The organism is Pseudomonas flavocrustae (assembly GCF_029872515.1).
In the GTDB taxonomy this organism is placed as follows: Bacteria; Pseudomonadota; Gammaproteobacteria; order Pseudomonadales; family Pseudomonadaceae; genus Chryseomonas; species Chryseomonas aestiva.
Genome location: NZ_JAPDIQ010000005.1, coordinates 349,220 through 372,436, shown reverse-complemented (window position 1 = coordinate 372,436; position 23,217 = coordinate 349,220). Strand labels below are relative to the sequence as shown.

Below are 23,217 nucleotides of genomic sequence, written 5' to 3'. Positions count from 1 at the left end.
TACGCAACGAAAGCACGGGCGGCTCCTTTCATGGTGGGCATCGGCGGCGACACCCTTTCAGCGGTCCATACAGACGTACGGCACGCCGGAGTGACTCCGGCGTGCCGTCCTTTCAGTCGCACGCGGCGACCGAACTCACTTGCCGGACTTGATGGTGGTCCAGGTACGGGTCATCAGACGCTGGGTCTTGGCCGGAAGATCCGGGAAGGCGTACAGCTTGGTCATGGTTTCCTGGGTCGGATAGATCCCCGGGTTGGTGCGGATCGCTTCAGCTACGAGCGGCGTCGCCTCCTTGTTGCCGTTGGGATACTGCACGTAGTCGCTGACCGACGCGATCACCTTGGGCTCCATGATGTAGTTGATGAACTTCAGCGCGCCCTCGGGATTCTCGGCATCCTTGGGAATGGCCATGGTGTCGAAGAAGGTGCCGGCGCCTTCCTTGGGAATGTTGTAGGCCACGGTCACGCCGTTCTTGGCGTCGGCCGCGCGGGCTTTGGCCTGGGCGATGTCGCCGGAATAGCCGACCGCCACACAGACGTTGCCGTTGGCCAGGTCCGAGATGTACTTGGAGCTGTGGAAGTAGGTGATGTACGGACGCACCTTGAGGAACAGCTCCTCGGCCGCCTTGATCTCCTTGGGATCCTGGCTATCCGGCTTGTAGCCGAGGTAGTGCAGACCGGCGGGAATGATCTCGGTGGGCGAATCCAGCACGGCCACGCCGCAGCCCTTGAGCTTGGAAAGGTTCTCGGGCTTGAAGATCAGGTCCCAGGAATCCACCGGGGCGTTGTCGCCCAGGGCGGCCTTGACCTTGGCCGGGTTGTAGCCGATGCCGATGGTGCCCCAGAGGTAGGGGATGGCGTACTGGTTGCCCGGATCGCTGACTTCCAGGGTCTTCATCAGCTGCGGATCCAGGTTGCTGTAATTGGGCAACTTGGACTTGTCCAGCGGCTGGTAGACGCCGGCCTTGATCTGCTTGGCCAGGAAGGAGTTGGACGGCACCACCACGTCGTAGCCGGAACGGCCGGCGAGCAGCTTGGCTTCGAGGGTCTCGTTGCTGTCGTAGACGTCATAGACCACCTTGATCCCCGACTCCTTCTCGAAGTTGGCGATGGTGTCTTCGGCAATGTAGTCGTTCCAGTTGTAGACGTGCAGGACCTTGGGGTCCGCCGAGGTGTTACCGGCAAAGAGGCCGGCCAGGCTCAGCGCTAGAAGAGTCTTGCCAAAAACATTCATGCGGTGGTGCTCCTCAAGTCATCGTTGGTCTTTTGATTCGGCGCGCGGCCAGCGCCCGCGCGCAGTCTGGCAAGGTCCGCCGCCAGGCTCAAGCCTTGGCGGCCATTAGCCACGCTGGCGCAGCAGCTCATGGGTCTGATCGAGGCTCAGCCGCGCCAGGGTGACCAGTTCGTCGATGGACTCCGGCGTGATCACCAGCGGCGGCGCGATGATCATGGTATCGCCCACCGCGCGCATCACCAGGCCATTGCGGAAGCAGTGCTCGCGACAGAGCATGCCCGCCCCACCCTCGTACCGCGCCCGCGTCTTCTTGTCGCGCACCAGCTCCAGCGCCGCCACCATGCCGACACCCCGGGTCTCGCCCACCAGCGGATGGTCGGCCAGCTCCGCCCAGCGTTTCTGCAAATAGGGTGCCGTGGTGCTGCGAACCCGGTCGACGATGCCTTCGTCGCGCAGGATGCGGATGTTTTCCAGGGCCACGGCCGCGGCCACCGGATGCCCGGAATAGGTGAAGCCGTGATAGAACTCGCCGCCCTCGTCGAGCACCCTGACCACTTCGTCACGCACCACCACGCCGCCCATGGGCACATAGCCGGAGGTGAGACCCTTGGCGATGGGCATGAGGTCCGGAGCATTGCCGTAGTACTGGCTGCCGAACCATTCGCCGGTGCGGCCGAAGCCGCAGATGACCTCGTCGGCGATGAAGAGGATGTCGTACTTGTCGAGGATCTGGCGGACCCGAGGCCAGTAGCTTTCCGGTGGAATGATCACCCCGCCGGCGCCCTGGATGGGCTCGGCGATAAAGGCGGCGACGCGCTCCTCGCCGACCTCCAGGATTTTCCGCTCCAGCTGATCGGCCGCCCAGACGCCGAATTCCTCCGGACTCATCTCGCCGCCCTCGCCGAACCAGTAGGGCTGCGGGATATGCACGATGTCGGGCAGCAGGCCGCCCTGCTCGTGCATCGCCGCCATGCCACCCAGGCTGGCACCGGCCAGGGTCGAGCCGTGGTAGCCATTCCAGCGGCCGATGACCACGCGCTTCTCCGGCTGGCCCTTGGTTGCCCAGTAATGGCGCACCAGGCGCAGCACGGTGTCGTTGGCCTCCGAGCCGGAGCCGGTGAAGAACACGTGGTTCATGCCCTCCGGTGCCAGCTCGGCGATGGCCTTGGCCAGCTCCAGTACGGGCGGATGGGCGGTCTGGAAGAACAGGTTGTAATAGGGCAGTTCGCGCATTTGGCGGCTGGCCGCCTCGACCAGTTCTTCACGACCGTAGCCGACGTTGACGCACCAGAGTCCGGCCATGCCGTCGAGGATGCGCTGGCCCTCGCTGTCCCAGAGGTGCACCCCCTCGGCGCGGGTGATGATGCGCGCGCCCTTCTCGTTGAGCTGGCGATAATCGGTGAAAGGCGCCAGCAGGTGCCGGCGACTCAGGTCTTGCCAATGGGCGGTGGTAAAGGTAGTCACGAAGCCTCTCCTTGAATCGCGGTCAGACGCTGAGCAGCAGGAATTCCCGCTCCCAGGAACTGATCACGCGCTTGTAATTCTCATGCTCGGCGCGCTTCACCGCGACGTAGCCACGGGTGAAGCGACTCCCCAGATAACGCTCCAGGGTGGCCGACTGCTCCATGCGCTCCAGGGCGGCTTCCAGGGTCAGCGGCAGGCGCAGGTTGCGACGCTCGTAGCCGCGGCCCTGCACCGGGGCACTGGGCGAGACATTCTCGATCATGCCCAGATAGCCACACAGCAGGCTGGCCGCCAGGGCCAGATAGGGATTGGCATCGGCGCCGGCCAGGCGGTTCTCCACCCGGCGATTCTGCGGATCGGAATCCGGCACGCGCAGACCCACGGTGCGGTTCTCCTCGCCCCACTCGACGTTGACCGGCGCCGAGGTGTCGGGCAGGAAGCGGCGGAAGGAATTCACGTTGGGCGCGAACAGCGGCAGCGCCTCGGGAATGTATTTCTGCAGGCCACCGATGTGGTGCAGGAAGAGTTCGCTCATGCTGCCATCGGGGTTGGAAAACACCGTCTTGCCGGTCTTCAGGTCCACCACGCTCTGGTGCAGGTGCATGGCGCTGCCGGGCTCACCGGTCATGGGCTTGGCCATGAAGGTGGCGGTGACGTTGTGCTTGAGCGCCGCCTCGCGCAGGGTGCGCTTGAAGACGAAGATCTGGTCGGCCAGGTGCAGCGGATCGCCGTGACGGAAGTTGATCTCCATCTGCGCGGTGCCTTCCTCGTGGATCAGGGTATCCAGATCCAGTGCCTGGGCCTCGCACCAGTCGTACATGTCTTCGAACAGCGGATCGAATTCGTTGGCCGCATCGATGGAAAAGGACTGGCGCCCGGTTTCCTGGCGCCCGGAGCGGCCTACCGGCGGCTGCAGCGGATAGTCGGGATCGTCGCTGCGCTTGGTCAGGTAGAACTCCATCTCCGGCGCGACGATGGGCTGCCAGCCGTGCTCGGCATAGAGCTTGAGCACCTTCTTGAGCAGGTTGCGCGGCGACAGCTCGATGGGGATGCCGCGCTTGTCGTAGGTGTCGTGGATCACCAGGGCAGTGGGTTCCAGTGCCCAGGGCACCAGGAACACCGCGCGATCGTCCGGGCGGCAGTGCATGTCGATGTCGGCCGGATCGAGCAACTCGTAGTAGATGTCGTCGTCGACATAGTCCCCCGTTACGCTCTGCAGCAGCACGCTCTCCGGCAGGCGCATGCCCTTTTCGTTGAGGAACTTGGCGGTGGGGGAAATCTTGCCGCGGGCGATACCGGTCAGATCGGCGACCAGGCATTCCACTTCAGTGATCTTGCGTTCTTTCAACCAGGCGGTGAGCCGGTCAAGCGGGGTGCTCATAAAGACCTCGAAGGTTCGAGCGGGGTGAACAGCATCAGCGCTCGGCAGCGCGCGCCTTGCAGGCCTTGCCGAACGCCTTGAACAAGGCGAGATAGACCGGGTGACTGCGCACCTTCCATTCCGGGTGCCACTGCACGCCACAGGCAAAGGTGCGGGCTTCGCGGACCGAGACGGCCTCGATCAGGCCGTCGGGCGCCAGGGCCTCGGCGCGCAATCCCGGTGCCAGGCGATCGATACCCTGGCCATGGATGGAATTCACGTCGAAGCGTGCCGGCAGCTCCAGGGACTCGAACAGGCCACCGGCCTGGACCTCGACCGGATGGTGCAGGCCATAGTGCTCTTCCAGGGTCTCGCCGCGTTCGCGGTGGTCCATGAGCGAGCCGACCTCGTGCACCTTCTGATGCAGGCTGCCGCCAAAGGCCACGTTCATTTCCTGGAAGCCGCGGCAGATGCCCAGCACCGGCACCCCGGCCGCCACGGCGGCGCGCAGCAGCGGCAGGGTCACGGCATCGCGGGCCGCGTCGTGCAGGGTGCCGGGCTCGCTGGGCGTGCCCTGGTAATGATGGGGCTCGACGTTGGATGGCGAACCGGTGAACAGCAGACCGTCCAGGCGCTCAAGCAGGGCCTCGGTGGCGATGAGATCGGCCAGCGCCGGAATCACCAGTGGCATGCCCTCGGCGCCCTCCACCACCGCGCGCAGATACTTGTCACCGGCGATGTGAAAGGGATGCAGGCCAAGTTGCCTGGTACAGGCTGTGACACCTATGAGGGGCAGCGCGGACATGGGACACCGGGTTGAACAGGAATCATCCGAGCCTAGTCTTGTTCGTTATTTTTCACAACCACCGGCAAAAAGTTTCGAGATTCTGCACAGAAGCGGCGAAACAGAGGCGTTCCAGCCCCGCCGAATGCGCCAAAAACAGGCACCTGCGCACCACCCCTGAGCAGGGTTGCCTCCAGTTGACTTTGGTCCGCCTTTCGGATTGACTCCAGGGTGGTAACTCCGCTGATTGATATTTTTAACAGGGGCGCTGACAAAGCGTCGGAGCGCAGGCGAGACCGTACTCTCAGGTCGCTGTCGGATCGACAGCGGGCACTCGTGCCCTCACTGCGGTTGGCCCACTGGGCAAACAGGCGCATCAGGCGCTAACCGTTTTGTCGAGCGCAGCCAAAAGCAAAGGTGTTTCATCATGTCGGTACCCCCGCGTGCCGTTCGTTTGGATGAAGCGACCGACTTCCTCAGGGAACATCCTGAGGTCCAGTTCGTCGATCTTCTGATTGCGGATATGAATGGCGTGGTGCGTGGCAAACGCATCGAGCGCACCAATCTGCCCAAAGTCTTCGAGAAAGGAATCAACCTCCCCGCTTCGCTGTTCGCCCTCGACATCACCGGCTCCACCGTCGAAAGCACCGGTCTCGGGCTCGACATTGGCGACGCCGACCGCGTCTGCTTCCCCATCACCGACACCCTCTCCATGGAACCCTGGCAGAAGCGCCCCACCGCGCAGCTGCTGATGACCATGCACGAGATGGAAGGCGAGCCCTTCTTCGCCGATCCCCGCGAGGTCCTGCGCCAGGTCGTCCAGCGTTTCGACGAGCTCGGACTCACCGTCTGCGCCGCCTTCGAGCTGGAGTTCTATCTGATCGATCAGGAGAACATCAACGGCCGCCCGCAACCGCCGCGTTCGCCCATTTCCGGCAAGCGTCCCCAGTCGGTCCAGGTCTATTCCATGGACGATCTGGACGAGTATGCGGACTGCCTGCAGGACATCATCGACGGCGCTCGCGCCCAGGGCATTCCGGCCGATGCCATCGTCGCCGAATCGGCTCCGGCGCAATTCGAGGTCAATCTCAATCACGTTGCCGACCCGATCAAGGCCTGCGACTACGCCGTGCTGCTCAAGCGCCTGATCAAGAACGTCGCCTATGACCATGAGATGGACACCACCTTCATGGCCAAGCCCTACCCGGGCCAGGCAGGCAACGGCCTGCACGTCCATATTTCCCTGCTGGACAAGGACGGCCGCAACATCTTCGCTGGCGAGGATCCCGAGCAGAACGCCGCATTGCGTCATGCCATCGGCGGTGTGCTCGAGACCCTACCCGCCTGCATGGCCTTCCTCTGCCCCAACGTGAACAGCTATCGCCGCTTCGGCTCGCAGTTCTTCGTGCCCAATGCGCCGAGCTGGGGCCTGGACAACCGCACCACCGCCCTGCGCGTTCCCACCGGCACACCGGAGGCGCACCGCATCGAGCATCGGGTAGCCGGCGCCGACGCCAACCCCTACCTGCTGCTGGCCGGCGTCCTGGCCGGCGTGCACCATGGCCTGACCCGGCAGATCGAACCCGGCCCGGTCACCGAGGGCAACTCCTACGAACAGCACGAGCAGAGCCTGCCGAACAACCTGCGCGATGCCTTGCGCTACCTGGACGACAGCTCGGTGATGGCGGAGTACATCGACCCGAAGTACATCGACATCTTCGTCGCCTGCAAGGAGCACGAGCTGGAGGAGTTCGAGCACTCCATCTCCGACCTCGAGTACAACTGGTACCTGCACACCGTGTAGGGACCTGCCTGCCGACCGGTCCCGCACCGGTCGGCAGCTGTTCTGCGGTACCGCCGGAGTCCTGCGCGTGTTCACGCCCGCGGCGCCCTGCCGGCCTTTCCCCCTTCTCAGCCAACGACGACTCTGGACGGAGAGCTTCGCCATGACCACCCTCACCACGCCGCGTGCCGACGGCTTCCACATGCCGGCCGAATGGGCCGACCAGCGCCAGATCTGGATGGTCTGGCCCGAGCGCCCGGACAATTGGCGCCTGGGCGGCAAGCCCGCCCAGGCCGCCTTCACCGCAGTCGCCCAGGCCATTGCCCGTTTCGAGCCGGTGACCATCGGCGCCTCGGCGAATCAGTACGAGAATGCCCGTGCCCGCCTGCAGCACCCGAACATCCGGGTGGTGGAAATCAGCAATGACGACGCCTGGTGCCGCGATACCGGCCCGACCTTCGTCAGCGACGGCCAGGGTGGCGTGCGCGGCGTGGACTGGAGCTTCAATGCCTGGGGCGGCTTGGATGGCGGCCTTTACTTCCCCTGGCAGCGGGATGACCAGGTCGCCGGCAAGATCCTCGCGATCGAGAATCTGCCGGGCTATCGCACCCCGGACTTCGTCCTTGAAGGCGGCTCCATCCACGTCGATGGCGAAGGCACCCTGATCACCACCGAGGAATGCCTGCTCAACGCCAATCGCAATCCGCACCTGGATCGCGAAGCGATCGAGCGCTACCTGAGCGACTACCTGGCGGTGGACAAGGTCATCTGGCTGCCCCACGGCCTGTACAACGATGAAACCAACGGCCACGTGGACAATTTCTGCTGCTACGTGCGTCCGGGCGAGGTGCTGCTGAGCTGGTGCGACGATCAGGCCGACCCCAACTACGGCCGCTGCCGCGAGGCCCTGGCCGTGCTGGAGCGCGAAACCGATGCCCGTGGTCGCACCTTCAAGGTGCATCGCATCGTCACCCCGGGTCCGCTGTTCGCCAGCGAAGACGAATGCCGCGACGTGGATGCCTGCCTCGGCACCCAGCCACGCCGGGCCGGTGAGCGGCTGGCCGCCTCCTACGTCAACTTCCTCATCGTCAACGGCGGCATCATCGCCCCGACCTTTGGCGTTCCCGAGGACGCCGAGGCCCTGCGTACGCTGCAGGCCTGCTTCCCGGAGCACGAGGTGGTACAGGTTCCCGGCCGCGAGATCCTGCTCGGCGGTGGCAACATCCACTGCATCACCCAGCAGCAGCCGACTGGTCGCTGATTTCCGGCGGAAACGAAAAAGCCCGTCTTGCGACGGGCTTTTTTTTGACCTGAGCGCGGCTTAGAGCAGCGGCAGGGTGTAGCTGACGATCAGACGGTTTTCGTCGACGTCACGCTGGCCCGGCACACCGGCTTGGGAAACGGCCGGCAGGTCGGAACGCAGCATGGCGTTACGCCAGGTGAAGCCCAGACCTTTCAGCTGGCCTTCCGGGATCACGTAGCTGACGGTCAGGTCGCGTTCCCATTCCATGGCGTCGCCAGTACGGGTACGGATGTTGTCACCGCGCTGATAGATGACGCCAGCGGTCAGACCCTTGACGCCCAGCTGAGCGAAGTCATAGGAGTAGCGAGCCTGCCAGGTGTCTTCGCCGGAACGGGTGAAGTTGTTGATCTGAATATCGGTGATGGCATAGGTCGAAGCGCCACCGTTCTCGTTCAGGTAGGGGAAGGCGCTGTTGCCGTTGCTGCCCTGATAGCCCAGACCAAAGGTGTGGCCGTAGATCGAGTAGGTGAACAGGCCGCTGTAGAGGCGGTTGTCGATCTCGCCAGTGGTACGGGTACCACCGTAGTAGCCGCTGGACACGTAGAGACCGGTACTGTCGGCCTTGCGGTTCTCGCCCTGGCTGTTGCTATCGAAATAGCGCAGGTCGGTCTTGAAGGTACCGTCGCCCAGCTTGACGCTGTGCACCAGACCCAGGAAGTGCTGGTTGTAGAAGTCTTCCAGCTGACCGAAGTAGTACTGCAGGGTCAGGTCTTTGGTGACCTTGTAATCGGCACCGACGAAGCGGAAATGGTCGCTGTTGCGACGCAGGGCGGCATTCGCAGCACCGTTGGAACCGGCGATGGACAGATCGTCTTCGTCGGTGGAGTTACGGTTCTTGGCACGCTCGAGCTGGCCGGCGGTCAGGGTCACATCCTTGATGTCCTTGGACGTGATCTGAGCACCCTGGTAGGTCTGCGGCAGCAGACGACCGTCGTTCGAGACCACAACCGGCAGCTTCGGCATCAGGGTGCCGTAGCGGAATTCGGTTTCAGAGATCTTCATCTTGGCAGTAGCGCCCAGGCTGCTGAACTCGTCTACAGCGCTGTTATCGGTATCGCGCGGGAACATGGTGCCGTTCTGCACGCTGCCACCGGTGCCGCCGTTGGCCTTGCCACCGCTGTCCAGACGCAGGCCCAGCATGCCGACCGCATCGACGCCGAAGCCAACGGTGCCCTGGGTGAAGCCCGACTGGTAGTTCAGCATGAAGCCCTGACCCCAATCCATCACGCGGGAAGGATTGGCCGTACCGTTGCGGTTGTCTGTGTTGATGTAGAAGTTACGCAGACTGAGGGTAGCTTTGCTGTCTTCGACGAAGCCGGCAGCGTGGGCGGCGGCAATGAGGGACAGGTTCAGACAGGCCGCGGAGACCGCGACCACCAGTGGCTTCTTGACCATGAGTGCTCCAGGGGTGAATCGTTGTTATGCGGCCACCAGAGGTGTCAGCGCCTGCTGGTGGTATGCCCGACGGGCCGTGCGGAAGGGAAAGCTAGAGGGCTTTTATTTCAATTTGGAGAATTATCCCGGGCCTGGTCGACTTTTAATTTGCGACTTCAAGCACAGGTCCCCTGCCACCGTCTTCCACGTTGCGAAAGCTAATTGCAAAAAAGCATTTCGTCTAGCGATACCTGGTTGAAAACCCGCCCTGTGGTCTTCCGCTCTGACTGTTCGGTCATGGCCCAAGGGAACCTGCGCCGCCTACGCCTATGGCAAGGCTCGCCTTTCCCCTAGAAGACGCCATCCAAAGCGATACGCCCTGAGGCTCTGGAACGGGCTTCCCAGGGCTCTGGTTAAGTATTTGAAAACGGCCAATTTCAGCATCACAAAGGCCGGACCTGAAGGAATCCCCTATCTGCCTCAAGGACTTGTAATTTTTTGCGACTGCTCCGTCAGTCGATTTGCCCTGAAGACGACGCCTATCGCCTGGTATGACGCAGCGCCGGCCCTGCTGCAAGAGCGACCTTGCCCAGCCGAGCGCGCGGGAACATTCCTTCTCATCAAGGGGAGCCGCCGCGTCAGCAAGGACGGCCGACAGGACGAGGAGCAGAGATCAGTTGCAGGCCAGATGGACAGGGAAGCAAGGGGGGACAGAGGACCAAGTGAGAGGGCGTGACAGCGGTGGGCAGAACCGCGAATCAGGCCGCCCGAGCTGCACTCGGAGCGGTCTGGCAAGGGATATTCATCCCTGGACGACTTGATCCTTGCCCTGGCGCTTCGCGCGGTACATGGCCTCGTCCGCTCGCACATAAAGGGTGTCGAGAGACTCGTCGCCCTCTCGCAACACGGTGACGCCCTGACTGATGGTGACTTTCAGCGGGCCCTCGGCGCTGGGTACCGCCAACTGCCGCACGGCACGCTGCAGGCGCCCACCGATCTGCAATGCCAGGTCACTGTCACAACCCGGCAGCAGCAGGGCGAATTCTTCGCCACCGATACGGCCGAACAGATCCCCGCGGCGAGTGGTCTGGGCGCCGCATTCGGCAACACGCTGCAACACTTGATCACCCATCTGGTGACCGAAGCGGTCGTTGATTTTCTTGAAGTCGTCGATGTCGAGCAGCAGGAAAGCCAGGGGCTCGCCTTCGCTTTGGGCGAATTCGAAGGCGCGCTGGGCACTCTCGAAGAAGTGTCGACGGTTGCTGCTGCGGGTCAGGACGTCGGTGGTGGCGAGCCGTTGCAGCTCCTCCTCCATGCGCTTCTTGTCGGTGATGTCTTCGGCGATGCCCACCACCAGCAGCGGCATGCCGGCCTCGCTGCGCTGACTGACAAAGCACTTGTCGCTGAGCCAGCGGATCTCGCCGTCGGCGCGGATGATGCGGTACTCGCGAGACTCCACGGCGCCCTGCTCGATCACCTGCTCCAGGGTGCGCTGGGCGTACTCCAGGTCGTCGGGATAGATGTTGTTGAGCCAGGTGCTGTAGTCGCTCAATACCAGGGACTGGGAGCGACCGAAGATCTGTTCGTAGGCGGGACTGACATAGATGATCTGGCGAGTGCGCCAGTCCAGAGCCCAGAGCACCGCGTTGACGCTTTCCAGCAGCGCGCTGAACAGCTGCTCCCGGTCACGCAGACGATCTGTCTCGGCCCGCGAATGCAGGAGAGCCAGCAGATTCTCTTCCGGTGTGGGAAGAGCAGACAGAGAGGGTTGTTCATCCATATACACATGCGCCTACGCGGGGTCCTGAGGGAGTTAGAGACAGCTGAAACCAGCCTGGTTCAATCCCCGCATAGAGCAGCCCACCGCTTCGGTGGGCTTTTGTGAAGCCTTTCTCAAGCAGTTCCGGCCGGCCGCAGGGAATAGGTTTTCAGCTGTTCGGCGAATTCGCGCAGGGACTGAATGCCGCTCGCTTCGGCTTCGCCGATCCACTGCCGGGTCGCGGCCAGCATGTCGTGGCCGTTGGCACTGGTCCGCGCCCAGATCTGCTGCAGCGCCAGGCGCTTTTCGTAGATCAGCTTCAGCGCCTGACTGTGCTCGAGCAGTTCATCGATGCGCACCTGATGGCGAGCCTTGAGCAGACTGGTCTCGCGGGCCAGCAGCCCCCGGGCGCGACGGAACAGCGGACGCTGGGAGGGCGCCGCACTTCCCCGCTCCTGCCGCAACAGCGGGCCGATCACCTGCTGGCGGTACTGGGCCATGATCTGGAAGCGGTTGTTGAGGATGGCCATGGCGGTGTCCATGTCCAGCTGCCCCTTGCCTTCGATGCGATGGGCGATGGGGGCGACACGGTTGACCTTGGCCAGACGCAGCCAGGTGAACAGCTTGATCCAGGCCCAGCCCATGTCGAATTCCCAGCGCTTGACCGACAGCTTGGCCGAGTTGGGATAGGTGTGGTGGTTGTTGTGCAGCTCTTCGCCACCGATGACGATGCCCCAGGGGATGAGGTTGGTGGCGGCATCGCGGCATTCGAAGTTGCGATAGCCCACGGCATGGCCCAGGCCATTGACCACACCCGCGGCCCAGAAGGGAATCCAGACCATCTGCACGGCCCAGACGGTGAGACCCAGGGCACCGAACAGGGCGATGTCGATCAGCAGCAACAGCACCACCCCCATATTGCGGGTGCGCGGATTGGAGTAGAGCTTGCGCTCGATCCAGTCGTCCGGGCAGTTCTTGCCATAGATGCGCAGGGTATCGGCGTTGTTCGCCTCGGCCTTGTACAGCTCGGCGCCGCGCCGCACCACGGTGGCAAGGCCCTTGTGCACCGGGCTGTGCGGGTCCTCTTCGGTTTCGCACTTGGCGTGGTGCTTGCGGTGAATGGCGGTCCACTCACGGGTGTTCATCGCCGTGGTCAGCCACAACCAGAAGCGGAAGGCGTGCCTGAGCGCAGGATGCAGCTCCAGCGAACGGTGGGCGGAGTAGCGATGCAGGTAGACGGTGACACTGACAATGGTCAGGTGGGTCAGCAGCAGGGTGACCACCACCAGTTGCCAGACCGACAGGTCAAGCAGGCCGTTATAGCTCATGGACGCAAAGGACCTCGCGCGGGTTGTGTGGTGCAACTGTCACTGAAAGTTCAGTGAACAGGCGTTCGCGCATTATTGCCGGGGTGGGCGATAAATCCAGCCCTCCCTTTTGCTACACAACGTGTCCTTCACAGACTGCTAATTCTAAAAGTGAATAAACAAAGCATTATTAGCAATTTTAAGAAATAAAGATCAGCCCCCTAAGATGGCGCCACCTCCCCGCCCACCGCTGTACACGAGGACGCCACCCATGAGCTCCGTTCCGTTCCGCAGCCTGGAAAACCAGGACGAAACCGCACTGCTCCGCGATATCCAGCAGGCTTTGCGCGGACTGAGATTCGGCGCCATCGAGATCACCGTGCACAACGGACAGGTGGTGCAGATCGAGCGCAAGGAAAAATTCCGGCCTCAGACCGGCCAAGCCAACAAGCCCTGAGTTCTCGCGGTCAGCGGACGAGCGGGCAAGGTGCCCGCCAGACGGTGTCCGGCTTTCTCACGTCAAGGAGCCTTTTCATGTCGATTCGCCGTTTCGCCCTGGCCGCGCTGGCCGGAGCCCTGTTCGCCACCCAGGTCCACGCCGTCGAATTGCTCAACGTGTCCTACGATCCGACCCGCGAGCTCTACCAGCAGTACAACGCCGCCTTCGCCAAGCACTGGAAGACCGAGACCGGCGAAGACGTGACCATCAAGAATTCCCATGGCGGCTCCGGCAAGCAGGCGCGCTCGGTGATCGATGGCCTGCAGGCCGACGTGGTGACCCTGGCGCTGTCCGGCGACATCGATGCCCTCAATCTGCACCAGCAGCTGGTCGACCCGAACTGGCAGAAGCGTCTGGCGGACAACAGCACCCCCTACACCTCGACCATCGTCTTCCTGGTCCGCAAGGGCAATCCCAAGGGCATCAAGGACTGGGACGACCTGGTGAAGAAGGATGTCCAGGTCATCACCCCCAATCCCAAGACCTCCGGCGGTGCCCGCTGGAACTTCCTTGCCGCCTGGGCCTATGCCAAGGCCAAGTACGGCAGCGATGCCGAGGCGCTCAAGTTCGTTACCGAACTCTATCGCCACGCTCCGGTGCTGGACACCGGCGCACGCGGCGCCACCATCAGCTTCGTGCAGCGCCAGCTGGGTGACGTGCTGATCGCCTGGGAAAACGAAGCCTATCTGTCGCTGAAGGAAGAAGGCGGCGACCAGCTGGAGATCGTCACCCCGTCGCTGTCGATCCTGGCAGAGCCGCCGGTGGCCGTGGTGGACAAGGTGGTCGACAGGAAGGGCACGCGCAAGCAGGCCGAGGCCTACCTGCAGTATCTGTACAGCCCCGAGGGCCAGCGCATCGCCGCGCAGAATTTCTATCGCCCCCGCGATGCCAAGGTGGCCGCGGAATTCAAGGATCAGTTCAAGCCGGTCAAGCTGGTGACCATCGACCGGGAATTCGGCGGCTGGAAAGAAGCGCAGCCGAAGTACTTCGCCGACGGCGGCGTGTTCGACAAGATCTTCGCCGACATCAACAAATAGCACCCCAGCCGGGACGGCTCACGCTGACCGGCCCGGAACAGGTATCGTTCCACCCCTCTGCGCCCTGGCGAATGCATCGCCGGGGCGCCTTGCAGAAGGACGTCTCATGTCTCGCCGTCTCTCCCCGGTCATACCCGGCTTCGGGTTGACCCTGGGATTCTCCCTGACCTACCTCGCGCTGATCGTGCTGATCCCGCTGGGCGCCATGTTCCTGCATGCCAGCCAGCTAACCCTCGGCCAATTCTGGTCGCTGATCACCGGGCGCCAGGTGCTGGCCGCACTGCAGCTGTCCTTTGGCACGGCCCTGCTCGCCGCCCTGGTCAACGGCATCCTCGGCACCCTGCTGGCCTGGGTGCTGGTGCGCTACGAGTTTCCCGGGCGCAAGCTGATCGATGCCATGGTCGACCTGCCCTTCGCCCTGCCCACCGCGGTGGCCGGCATCGCCCTGACCGCGCTCTATGCGCCCAACGGCATGATAGGTTCGCTGTTTCCCTTCAAGATCGCCTATACCCCGATCGGCATCACCCTGGCGCTGATCTTCGTCACCCTGCCCTTCGTGGTGCGCACCCTGCAGCCGGTGCTGGCGGACATCCCCAAGGAAATCGAGGAAGCCGCCACCTGCCTGGGCGCACGCCCCTGGCAGGTGTTCCGCTACGTGCTGGTGCCGACCCTGCTGCCGGCCTGGCTGACCGGTTTCGCCCTGGCCTTCGCGCGCGGCGTGGGCGAGTACGGCTCGGTGGTGTTCATCGCCGGCAACATCCCGTTCAAGACCGAGATCCTGCCGCTGCTCATCGTCTCCAAGCTGGACCAGTACGACTACACCGGTGCCACCGGCATCGGCGTGTTCATGCTGCTGGTGTCCTTTGTCATGCTGCTGCTGATCAACATCCTGCAGCGCCGCATCCAGCCCAACATCTAAGGACGACCGCATGAGCCTCATGACTTCGACCAAGGCCGATGCGCGCGCCAGCAAGCAGCGCACCCCGGTGGCCATCACGCTGATCGCCAGCGCCTGGCTGATCTTCCTGCTGGTTCTGGTGCTGCCGCTGTACATGGTGCTGAGCCAGGGCCTGGCCAACGGCATCGGCGCCTTCTGGGACGCCATCAGCGAACCGGATGCGATCTCGGCGCTCAAGCTGACGCTGTTCGCCACCGCCATCTCGGTGCCCCTGAATCTGGCCTTCGGCCTGGCCGCGGCCTGGTGCGTGACCAAGTTCGAGTTCACCGGCAAGAGTCTGCTGATCACCCTGATCGACCTGCCCTTCTCGGTCTCGCCGGTGATCGCCGGCCTCATCTATGTGCTGCTGTTCGGCGCCCAGGGGCTGATGGGCCCCTATCTGCAGAGCGTCGATGTGCAGATCGTCTTCGCCGTGCCCGGCATCGTGCTGGCGACGATCTTCGTCACCTTTCCCTATGTGGCCCGCGAACTGATCCCGCTGATGCAGGAACAGGGTACCCAGGAAGAAGAAGCGGCGCGCCTGCTGGGCGCCAGTGGCTGGCAACTGTTCTGGCACGTGACCCTGCCCAACGTGAAGTGGGCACTGATCTATGGCGTGGTGCTCTGCACCGCGCGGGCCATGGGCGAGTTCGGTGCGGTGTCGGTGGTCTCCGGCCATATCCGCGGCCTGACCAACACCCTGCCGCTGCACATCGAGATTCTCTACAACGAGTACAACATCGTCGCCGCCTTCAGCGTGGCGATCCTGCTGCTGATGATGGCCCTGGTGATCCTGCTGCTGCGGCAGTGGAGCGAGAGTCGCCTGAGCCACCAACTGCAGCACCGTGACGAGGAATAAGGCGCCATGAGTATCGAGATCCAGGGTATCAACAAGAGGTTTGGCGCCTTCCAGGCGCTCAAGGACATCAACCTGCACATCGAGAGTGGCGAGCTGGTCGCCCTGCTCGGCCCGTCGGGCTGCGGCAAGACCACCCTGCTGCGCATCATCGCCGGCCTGGAAGCGCCGGATACCGGCAACATCGGCTTCCACGGCGAGGACGTCTCCGGGCGTGACGTGCGCGACCGCAACGTCGGCTTCGTCTTCCAGCATTACGCACTGTTCCGCCACATGACGGTGTTCGACAACGTGGCCTTCGGCCTGCGCATGAAGCCGCGCCGCGAGCGGCCGAGCGAGGCGCAGATTGCCAGCAAGGTGCACGAGCTGCTGAACATGGTGCAGCTCGACTGGCTGGCCGATCGCTATCCCGAGCAACTCTCCGGTGGTCAGCGCCAGCGCATCGCCCTGGCCCGCGCCCTGGCGGTGGAGCCCAAGATCCTGCTGCTCGACGAACCCTTCGGCGCCCTGGATGCCAAGGTGCGCAAGGAGCTGCGCCGCTGGCTGGCACGGCTGCACGAGGAGATCCACCTGACCTCGGTGTTCGTCACCCACGACCAGGAAGAAGCCATGGAGGTGGCCGACCGCATCGTGGTGATGAACAAGGGCCAGATCGAGCAGGTCGGCTCGCCCGCCGAAGTCTACGAACAGCCGGCGAGCGACTTCGTCTATCACTTCCTCGGTGACTCCAACCGCCTGGCCCTGGGCGAGCAGGAGGTGCTGTTCCGTCCGCACGAGGTGGAGCTGGAGCGTGAGCCGCGAGCGGGTTATCACGCCGCCGAAGTACGCGACATCCGGCCGCTGGGCGCCACCACCCGGGTCACGCTGAAGGTGCCGGAGCAGAGCGAGGTGATCGAGGTGGAGCTGGTCAGGGACCACCCGGTGCTGGCCGGGCTGCAACGGGGTGCGCCGCTGCATTTCCTGCCGCGTACGCCCTGAGTCCGCCGCCGGCGGCTAAGACCAAAGTCGTAGCCGCCGGGACCAGACAGCGGTTGCAACCTCCGGAAAGCGGGCTCCATGATCGACGAAGCTGACACCCGTCACACTTCGTCCTCGATCGAGCAGAATAACAAGGAGGTCGCATGCCCAGGCGCTGGCCCGTCGTGTTGTCGCTTCACCTGGCCCTCCTCGTGGCCGCGCTGCTGCTCTGGCAGTGGCTTGCGCTACCCACGGCCGCCGGCGTGGGACTGGTGCTCGCCGCTGCCCTCTGGCCCTGGTTGCTGCTGCGCAAGGCCGCAGCGCCGCCCGCGCCCGCCTCGTCCTGCGACGAGCTGACCAGCGATCTCTCGCGCAGCACGGCGCGCAACGCCGTGGCCATCGCCGGTGTGGCCTTTGCCGCCCAGCAACTGGCGGCCCGGGTGCAATCCCAGGCCAGCACGGCCGCGCAGATTTCCAGCAGCGCCGCTGCCCTCACCCAGACCGAGCACGACAGCGCCGGCAGCGCCCGCCAGGCCCTGGCGGTGGCGCAGCAGGTGCACCAGCGCAGCGAGGCCGGCCAGGACGCCCTGAATACGGCGATCGCCGCTATCCGCGCCCTCAGCGAGCACGCCCGCCAAAGCCGCGAACTGATCGCCGGCCTGAGTGCCCGCACCGACAAGATCCAGCAGGTCACTGAGGTCATCCAGGGTATCGCCAGCCAGACCAACCTGCTGGCGCTCAATGCCGCCATCGAGGCCGCGCGCGCCGGGGAACACGGGCGCGGCTTCGCGGTGGTCGCCGACGAGGTGCGGGGCCTGGCGGCGCGGACTTCCAGCGCAACCGGCGAGGTGGGGCTGATCGTTGCCGACATCAGCCAGCAGACCGACGCCGTGGTGGCGCAGATCCAGCAGTTGGCCCAGGCGCTGGACGACGGCGTGCGCCAGGTCGAACGCACCGGCGAAGGCCTGCAGGAGATCGCCCAGCTGGCGCAGACCGCCGAGCGCCAGGCCGCGGATATCGCCCAGGGCACCTCGGCTAATCTGGCCCAGCTGGAAAGCCTGGCCCAGGCGGTGGAGCAGGTGCACCGCGATCTGGCCGACAGCGAGCGCCAGACCAGCCGACTCAGCAGCGCTGCCGACGAACTGGTGGACATGGCCGAAGCCAGTAGCGAACGCCTGGCCGAGGTCGGCCTGGACAGCTATCACCAGCGCATCTTCGAACTGGCGCGCCAGGGCGCGGATGCCATCGGCCGGCGCTTCGAGGAAGACCTGGCCGCCGGGCGCATCACCCAGGACGCCCTCTTCGACCGCCAGTACCAGCCGGTGCCCGGCAGTCAGCCGGCCAAGTACCGCACCCGTTTCGACAGCTATACCGATGGCGTGCTACCGGCGATCCAGGAGCCGCTGCTGGATCAGCATCCCGGTCTGGTCTTCGCCATCGCCTGTACCCCGGAAGGCTATGTGCCCACCCACAACCGCGCCTTCGCCCAGGCACCTACCGGCGACGTGGCGGTGGATACGGCGCGCAGTCGTAGCAAGCGCCTCTGCAGCGATCGCACCGGCAAGCGCTGCGGCAGCCATCAGCGCCGCCTGCTGTTGCAGACCTACATGAGAGACACCGGCGAGGTGATGCACGACCTCTCGGTACCGATCCTGGTGAACGGCCGGCACTGGGGCGGACTGCGCCTGGGCTATCGCCCCGACAGCGCGCGCTAGCCCAGCTTGAGCTGGGTGACCGCCAGTTGCCAGACCGCGGCCTCCAGACCGAGCATGCGTCCGGCCTTGTGCTCGAGCAGGGTGTCGAGAGACTCGCCCGGTGCGGGATTCGCCGCCTGCGCCGCCAGGTGCAGGATCAGCGACGGCTTGGGCAGCACGCCGTGCAGGCTGTGCACCGCGGCCACTAGCTCGCGCAACTCCAGTGGTAGCCGCCAGTGCCGCTGCAATTCCGCGGAAAACTCCAGGCTGTAGCTCAGCAGCGCGCGCTCCAGCGCGGCCTCATCGATAACGCCACCCCCGTCGCACCAGCGCTGCACGCCTTGCAGCACCGCCAGTTCACCCAGGCGATGCAGCAGGCCGGCGGTGTAGCAACGCTCGGCGTCTTCGCGCACATAGCGCAGCGCCAGCAGCCGGGCGCAGTCGGCAGCGCGCTGGGCAAGGCGCAGGTAGCCCTCGGCGCGTCCGGCCAGCAACGGCTCGGCCAGACGGGTCGCCCGCCGCAGGCTCAGGCCCAGGACCAGATTGAGGGTGAAGCCGACGCCCAGCCGCGGCAGGGCCTGGCTGAGGGTCTGGCAGGATTGGCCGACGCGCTGGGAAGCGCTGTTGGCCGCCGCGATCAGGGTCGCCGTGACCAGGGGATCCTGGCCGAATTCGGTTTCCAGCTCGCCCAGGCTGCAGCTCTCGCTCTCGCGACAGCGCTCGATGATGGCCGGCAGATCGGCGAACAGCGGCACGGCGTCGATTTCGGCGGCCATGCGCTGCAGATGATCGTCCAGGGAGCCCAGGACGGCAGCACTGGCCGCCTGAGACGCGTCTCCCGCGGGTGGCAACAGACTGCGCAGACGACGCAACACCTCTTCCGCCGCATAGGGTTTGACCAGATAGGCGGTAGGCGCCAGGCGCAGGGCCGCGCGTACATAGGCGGCGTCAGCCTGTTCGGACAGCAGGATCACCGGCTGCAGCGGCTGGGCGCCGCGCTGGCGGATGCGGCGCAGCAGGTCGAGTCCATCGCAATCGGCCGGTCGCTCGACGATGATCAGCGCACATCTCTTGCGTTGATCCAGTTCGGCAAGGGCCTGATAGCCATGGCCGTATTCATGCACCAGGGCATCGGCACGCACGGCCAGCACCAGTGACTTGAGCAGGTCACAGGTCCAGGGATTGGCGTCGACGATAAGTATCAGGGGCGGCATCCCAACCCACTCCTGCTTGAGGAAAGCGAAGCGGCGGATGATGCGTCAAAGCGGACTTTATGCCAAGCGTGTCACAGAAAAACCGCCCTCCAGGAGGGCGGTTCGGGTAGGACTCAGGCCAATTCGGCGAAGCACTCGCCGATAATGGCCAAGCCGCGATCCAGCTCTTCGTCGCTGGCGGTCAGGGGCACGAGGATGCGCAGCACGTTGCCGTAGCTGCCGCAGCTGAGCAGGATCAGCCCCTTCTGGCGCGCGCGAACCACGATCTGGCTGGTCAGCTCGGCATCGGGTTGCTCGATGTCTCCCCCCTTGCCCAGCTCCATGGCGATCATGGCGCCCAGGCCACGGACGTCGCAGATCTGCGCGTGCTTGGCGGCCAGTTCGCGCAGACCCGCGGTGAGGCGTTCACCCACGGCCTTGGAGCGGTCCAGCAGCTTTTCTTCCTCGAAGGTCTCGATCACCGCCAGGGCCGCGGCGCAGGCGATGGGGCTGCCGGCATAGGTGCCACCCAGGCCACCGGGGGTGACGGCATCAATCACCGTGGCGCGACCGGTCACGCCCGACAGCGGGAAACCGCCGGCGATGGATTTGGCGAAGGTCACCAGGTCGGCGTCGACGCCCATCTGCTCCATGGCGAAGAAGGTCCCGGTACGACCGGCGCCGGACTGGACTTCATCGGCGATCAGCAGGATGCCGTGGGTATCGCACAGCTTGCGCAGGCGCTGCATGAATGCCTTGGGCGCGGCATAGAAACCGCCCTCGCCCTGCACAGGCTCGAGGATGATGGCCGCGATGTCGCCAGGGGCCGCATCGTTCTTGAAGATGCGCTCGACGCTGGCGATGGCGTCATCGACGCTGATGCCATGCAGTTCGCAGGGATAGAGCGCGCGATAGACGCCGCCGGGCATGAGGCCCATGCCGGCCGAATAAGGCGCGACCTTGCCGGTCAGCGACAGGGTCATCATGGTGCGGCCGTGATAGGCGCTGGAGAAGGCGATGACGCCGGCGCGCTGGGTGGCGGCGCGGGCGATCTTGACGGCATTCTCCACGGCTTCGGAGCCGGAGTTGAACAGTGCGGTCTTTTTCGGGAAGTTGCCCGGCACCAGTTCGTTGAGCTTTTCGCAGACCTCGACATAGGGCTCGTAGGCCAGCACCTGGAAGCAGGTGTGGGAGACCTTGGTCAGCTGCTCCTGCACGGCCGCCACCACGCGCGGATGCAGGTGGCCGGTGTTGAGCACGGCGATGCCGCCGGCGAAGTCCAGGAATTCATTGCCCTCTACGTCCCAGACCTTGGCGTTCTCCGCACGGTCGACGAAGATCGGGTGGGTCTGGCCGACGCCACGGGCGACGGCTGCGCTGCGACGGTGCATCAGGGAATCATTGGTGTGGCTCATTGCAGTCCTCGATGGCCGCTCATCGTGGCGGCCGGCTACGGGAAAGGCGCGGACCGGATTCCGGGCAGCATACGATGATCGACTGCCAACGGCCCGGCGTCCGCGCCGGGAGAAATCTTTGGATCGGCGGGCCCCGTTGGGCTTCGACGATGGAGCCGTCTCAGCCCAACCTACGATATAGGTAGGTTGGGCTAAGCGTAGCGAAGCCCACCGAACGGGATCAGACGCCCAGACAGAGGTACTTGATCTCGAGGTAGTCCTCGATGCCGTACTTGGAGCCCTCGCGGCCCAGGCCCGAAGCCTTGACGCCACCAAAGGGTGCGACTTCGTTGGAGATCAGGCCGGTGTTGATGCCGACCATGCCGTACTCCAGCGCCTCGGCCACGCGGAACACGCGGGACAGGTCGCGGGCATAGAAGTAGGAGGCCAGGCCGAATTCGGTGTCGTTGGCCAGCTCGATGACCTCGGCCTCGTCCTTGAAGCGGAACAGCGGCGCCAGCGGGCCGAAGGTCTCTTCCTTGGACACCTTGGCGCTCCTGGGCACGTCGGCGAGGATGGTCGGCTCGAAGTAGCTGCCGCCGTTGGCGTGGGCCTTGCCCCCGGCGATGACCCTGGCGCCCTGGCTCACGGCGTCGTCGATGTGTTCCTTGACCTTGGCCGCCGCCTTGGCGTCGATCAGCGGGCCAATGGTCACGCCCTCTTCCAGGCCGTTGCCGACCTTGAGCTTGGCCACCGCGGCCTTGAATTTCTCGGCGAAGGCGTCGTAGACACCGTCCTGGATATAGAGGCGGTTGACGCAGACGCAGGTCTGGCCAGCGTTGCGGTACTTGGAGGCGATGGCGCCTTCCACGGCCTTGTCCAGATCGGCGTCGTCGAAGACGATGAAGGGCGCGTTGCCGCCCAGTTCCAGCGACAGCTTCTTGATGGTGGGCGCGCTCTGCTCCATCAGCTTGGCACCGATCTCGGTGGAGCCGGTAAAGGAGATCTTGCGCACGATGGGGCTTTCGGTCAGCTCGGCGCCGATTTCGGCGGCGGAGCCGGTGACCACGCTCAGCACGCCCTTGGGAATGCCGGCGCGCTCGGCCAGCTCGACCAGGGCCAGTGCCGAGTACGGGGTCTGGCTGGCGGGCTTGATGACCATGGTGCAGCCGGCGGCCAGGGCCGGACCGGCCTTGCGGGTGATCATCGCGGTGGGGAAATTCCACGGCGTGATGGCGGCGGTGACGCCGATGGGCTGCTTGATCACCAGGATGCGCTTGTCGGCCTGGTGGCCGGGGATGGTATCGCCATAGATGCGCTTGGCTTCTTCGGCGAACCACTCGATGAAGGAGGCGGCATAGGCGATCTCGCCCTTGGCCTCGGCCAGCGGCTTGCCCTGCTCCAGGGTCATCAGCCGGCCCAGGTCGTCCTGGTTCTCGATCATCAGCTCGTACCAGCGCCGCAGCTTGGCCGAACGCTCCTTGGCGGTCAGCGCGCGCCAGCCCGGCAGGGCGCGGTTGGCGGCGTCGATGGCACGTTTGGTCTCGGCGCGACCGAGCTTGGGAATGGTGCCCAGGGTCTCGCCGGTGGCCGGGTTGTCCACCTTGACGGTGGCACCGCTGTCGGCGTCGATCCAGGCGCCGTCGACATAGGCTTGCTGGCGAAACAGGGAAGCGTCTTTGAGCTGCATTACGGTCTCCTTGGCTGAAAGGGCCGGAAGCAAGGGCATGACACCCCTGCGCCTGCGATAGGGTCAGGCCTGGAAACGCTGGCATCGCCACCGTTCAGCGCCCGCTCGAGCAACGTCCGAACCGCCCTAGGCGTTCGAAATATTGAACGCATCCTAGGAGAATCCTGAACCCCTGCGCAAGAGCGCTAGCCAGGTTTTCGCGTCGCCCTCCTCCTTGTTTATGCAGCCCTTGCTACGCCCCGCGAAACAGTCGTTCAAAATCAACAACATCGTGCATCCGGGCATGGACGGTCGGGGGCAAGGTGAGTATGATGGCGACCGATTCAGCGTCACCGAATCGCTGCACTCGTAGCTCAGCTGGATAGAGTACTGCCCTCCGAAGGCAATACTCATCGAGTTGAGAAGGGTGTCAGCTAATGGTCAAATAGACCGCCGCAACATATACGCACCAGTAGCTCAGCTGGATAGAGTACCGCCCTCCGAAGGCGGGGGTCGTGGGTTCGAATCCCGCCTGGTGCGCCATATCTGTATGATTTAAAAGCCTTTTCCTAAGGCTCTGCCGATCCAGATCCCGAATTGGCTAATCTCTCAAA

The 23,217-nt window shown here is 64.5% G+C and carries 18 protein-coding genes and 1 tRNA gene; 9 read left to right on the top strand and 10 right to left on the bottom strand.

Annotation, left to right across the window (positions count from 1 at the left end; all coding sequences use genetic code 11):
• Positions 1–135 precede the first annotated feature (135 nt).
• From OMP44_RS13995 to OMP44_RS13980, 4 genes are all read right to left on the bottom strand, one after another.
• Positions 136–1,233 (bottom strand): polyamine ABC transporter substrate-binding protein, encoded by a 1,098-nt coding sequence (locus OMP44_RS13995; protein WP_280308977.1) that lies wholly within the window; start codon positions 1,231–1,233, stop codon positions 136–138.
• Positions 1,234–1,338: 105 nt separating this feature from the next.
• A complete protein-coding gene (locus tag OMP44_RS13990) occupies positions 1,339–2,697 on the bottom strand; it encodes an aspartate aminotransferase family protein (protein ID WP_187980267.1) in 1,359 nt (452 codons plus the stop codon).
• A 22-nt stretch (positions 2,698–2,719) separates the two neighbouring features.
• Positions 2,720–4,078 carry a glutamine synthetase family protein gene (locus tag OMP44_RS13985; protein WP_133861332.1) on the bottom strand — a complete coding sequence of 453 codons (1,359 nt, stop codon included), beginning with the start codon at positions 4,076–4,078 and terminating at the stop codon, positions 2,720–2,722.
• Between the two features lie 34 nt (positions 4,079–4,112).
• Positions 4,113–4,862: a gamma-glutamyl-gamma-aminobutyrate hydrolase family protein gene (locus OMP44_RS13980; protein ID WP_133861333.1), complete on the bottom strand. Its 750-nt coding sequence runs from the start codon at positions 4,860–4,862 to the stop codon at positions 4,113–4,115.
• Positions 4,863–5,268: 406 nt separating this feature from the next.
• Here OMP44_RS13980 and OMP44_RS13975 point away from each other — a divergent pair, with 406 nt between their 5' ends.
• Positions 5,269–6,645, top strand: a complete 1,377-nt coding sequence (locus tag OMP44_RS13975) for a glutamine synthetase family protein (protein WP_133861334.1) — start codon at positions 5,269–5,271, stop codon at positions 6,643–6,645.
• A 142-nt stretch (positions 6,646–6,787) separates the two neighbouring features.
• Positions 6,788–7,885, top strand: coding sequence for an agmatine deiminase (gene aguA / locus OMP44_RS13970; protein ID WP_280308973.1), 1,098 nt, complete (start codon positions 6,788–6,790; stop codon positions 7,883–7,885).
• A gap of 60 nt (positions 7,886–7,945) precedes the next feature.
• On the opposite strand, the gene OMP44_RS13965 is transcribed toward aguA, so the two are convergent.
• From OMP44_RS13965 to desA, 3 genes are all read right to left on the bottom strand, one after another.
• Positions 7,946–9,322 carry an OprD family porin gene (locus OMP44_RS13965; protein WP_133861336.1) on the bottom strand — a complete coding sequence of 459 codons (1,377 nt, stop codon included), beginning with the start codon at positions 9,320–9,322 and terminating at the stop codon, positions 7,946–7,948.
• A gap of 781 nt (positions 9,323–10,103) precedes the next feature.
• Positions 10,104–11,081: a sensor domain-containing diguanylate cyclase gene (locus OMP44_RS13960; RefSeq protein WP_273806578.1), complete on the bottom strand. Its 978-nt coding sequence runs from the start codon at positions 11,079–11,081 to the stop codon at positions 10,104–10,106.
• 113 nt (positions 11,082–11,194) lie between these two features.
• A complete protein-coding gene (gene desA / locus OMP44_RS13955; RefSeq protein WP_133861338.1) occupies positions 11,195–12,388 on the bottom strand; it encodes a delta-9 fatty acid desaturase DesA in 1,194 nt (397 codons plus the stop codon).
• Between the two features lie 250 nt (positions 12,389–12,638).
• Here desA and oscA point away from each other — a divergent pair, with 250 nt between their 5' ends.
• From oscA to OMP44_RS13925, 6 genes are all read left to right on the top strand, one after another.
• Positions 12,639–12,824 carry a sulfur starvation response protein OscA gene (gene oscA / locus OMP44_RS13950; RefSeq protein ID WP_133861339.1) on the top strand — a complete coding sequence of 62 codons (186 nt, stop codon included), beginning with the start codon at positions 12,639–12,641 and terminating at the stop codon, positions 12,822–12,824.
• 77 nt (positions 12,825–12,901) lie between these two features.
• Positions 12,902–13,903 carry a sulfate ABC transporter substrate-binding protein gene (locus tag OMP44_RS13945; protein ID WP_280308963.1) on the top strand — a complete coding sequence of 334 codons (1,002 nt, stop codon included), beginning with the start codon at positions 12,902–12,904 and terminating at the stop codon, positions 13,901–13,903.
• Between the two features lie 106 nt (positions 13,904–14,009).
• Positions 14,010–14,822 (top strand): sulfate ABC transporter permease subunit CysT, encoded by an 813-nt coding sequence (gene cysT, locus OMP44_RS13940; RefSeq protein WP_133861341.1) that lies wholly within the window; start codon positions 14,010–14,012, stop codon positions 14,820–14,822.
• 10 nt (positions 14,823–14,832) lie between these two features.
• Positions 14,833–15,699 carry a sulfate ABC transporter permease subunit CysW gene (gene cysW, locus OMP44_RS13935; protein ID WP_280308960.1) on the top strand — a complete coding sequence of 289 codons (867 nt, stop codon included), beginning with the start codon at positions 14,833–14,835 and terminating at the stop codon, positions 15,697–15,699.
• Positions 15,700–15,705: 6 nt separating this feature from the next.
• A complete protein-coding gene (locus tag OMP44_RS13930) occupies positions 15,706–16,674 on the top strand; it encodes a sulfate/molybdate ABC transporter ATP-binding protein (RefSeq protein ID WP_273861766.1) in 969 nt (322 codons plus the stop codon).
• A 143-nt stretch (positions 16,675–16,817) separates the two neighbouring features.
• Complete coding sequence (locus OMP44_RS13925; protein WP_280308958.1) at positions 16,818–18,368, top strand: methyl-accepting chemotaxis protein; 1,551 nt, start codon at positions 16,818–16,820, stop codon at positions 18,366–18,368.
• On the opposite strand, the gene OMP44_RS13920 is transcribed toward OMP44_RS13925, so the two are convergent.
• From OMP44_RS13920 to gabD, 3 genes are all read right to left on the bottom strand, one after another.
• A complete protein-coding gene (locus tag OMP44_RS13920) occupies positions 18,365–19,561 on the bottom strand; it encodes an HDOD domain-containing protein (protein ID WP_280308955.1) in 1,197 nt (398 codons plus the stop codon). The two genes, OMP44_RS13925 and OMP44_RS13920, sit on opposite strands and share 4 nt — an antisense overlap.
• A 113-nt stretch (positions 19,562–19,674) precedes the next feature.
• Positions 19,675–20,955 carry a 4-aminobutyrate--2-oxoglutarate transaminase gene (gene gabT / locus OMP44_RS13915; RefSeq protein ID WP_280308953.1) on the bottom strand — a complete coding sequence of 427 codons (1,281 nt, stop codon included), beginning with the start codon at positions 20,953–20,955 and terminating at the stop codon, positions 19,675–19,677.
• Positions 20,956–21,175: 220 nt separating this feature from the next.
• A complete protein-coding gene (gabD, locus tag OMP44_RS13910) occupies positions 21,176–22,624 on the bottom strand; it encodes an NADP-dependent succinate-semialdehyde dehydrogenase (RefSeq protein WP_273861762.1) in 1,449 nt (482 codons plus the stop codon).
• Positions 22,625–23,069: 445 nt separating this feature from the next.
• Here gabD and OMP44_RS13905 point away from each other — a divergent pair.
• Positions 23,070–23,146 (top strand) — tRNA-Arg (locus OMP44_RS13905).
• Positions 23,147–23,217 lie beyond the last annotated feature (71 nt).

Coding starts and splice junctions, on each gene's coding strand:
- OMP44_RS13995 (WP_280308977.1), bottom strand. CDS start 1,233: ATGAATGTTTTTGGCAAGACTCTTCTAGCGCTGAGCCTGGCCGGCCTC.
- OMP44_RS13985 (WP_133861332.1), bottom strand. CDS start 4,078: ATGAGCACCCCGCTTGACCGGCTCACCGCCTGGTTGAAAGAACGCAAG.
- OMP44_RS13980 (WP_133861333.1), bottom strand. CDS start 4,862: ATGTCCGCGCTGCCCCTCATAGGTGTCACAGCCTGTACCAGGCAACTT.
- OMP44_RS13975 (WP_133861334.1), top strand. CDS start 5,269: ATGTCGGTACCCCCGCGTGCCGTTCGTTTGGATGAAGCGACCGACTTC.
- aguA (WP_280308973.1), top strand. CDS start 6,788: ATGACCACCCTCACCACGCCGCGTGCCGACGGCTTCCACATGCCGGCC.
- OMP44_RS13965 (WP_133861336.1), bottom strand. CDS start 9,322: ATGGTCAAGAAGCCACTGGTGGTCGCGGTCTCCGCGGCCTGTCTGAAC.
- OMP44_RS13960 (WP_273806578.1), bottom strand. CDS start 11,081: ATGGATGAACAACCCTCTCTGTCTGCTCTTCCCACACCGGAAGAGAAT.
- desA (WP_133861338.1), bottom strand. CDS start 12,388: ATGAGCTATAACGGCCTGCTTGACCTGTCGGTCTGGCAACTGGTGGTG.
- oscA (WP_133861339.1), top strand. CDS start 12,639: ATGAGCTCCGTTCCGTTCCGCAGCCTGGAAAACCAGGACGAAACCGCA.
- OMP44_RS13945 (WP_280308963.1), top strand. CDS start 12,902: ATGTCGATTCGCCGTTTCGCCCTGGCCGCGCTGGCCGGAGCCCTGTTC.
- cysT (WP_133861341.1), top strand. CDS start 14,010: ATGTCTCGCCGTCTCTCCCCGGTCATACCCGGCTTCGGGTTGACCCTG.
- cysW (WP_280308960.1), top strand. CDS start 14,833: ATGAGCCTCATGACTTCGACCAAGGCCGATGCGCGCGCCAGCAAGCAG.
- OMP44_RS13930 (WP_273861766.1), top strand. CDS start 15,706: ATGAGTATCGAGATCCAGGGTATCAACAAGAGGTTTGGCGCCTTCCAG.
- OMP44_RS13925 (WP_280308958.1), top strand. CDS start 16,818: ATGCCCAGGCGCTGGCCCGTCGTGTTGTCGCTTCACCTGGCCCTCCTC.
- OMP44_RS13920 (WP_280308955.1), bottom strand. CDS start 19,561: ATGCCGCCCCTGATACTTATCGTCGACGCCAATCCCTGGACCTGTGAC.
- gabT (WP_280308953.1), bottom strand. CDS start 20,955: ATGAGCCACACCAATGATTCCCTGATGCACCGTCGCAGCGCAGCCGTC.
- gabD (WP_273861762.1), bottom strand. CDS start 22,624: ATGCAGCTCAAAGACGCTTCCCTGTTTCGCCAGCAAGCCTATGTCGAC.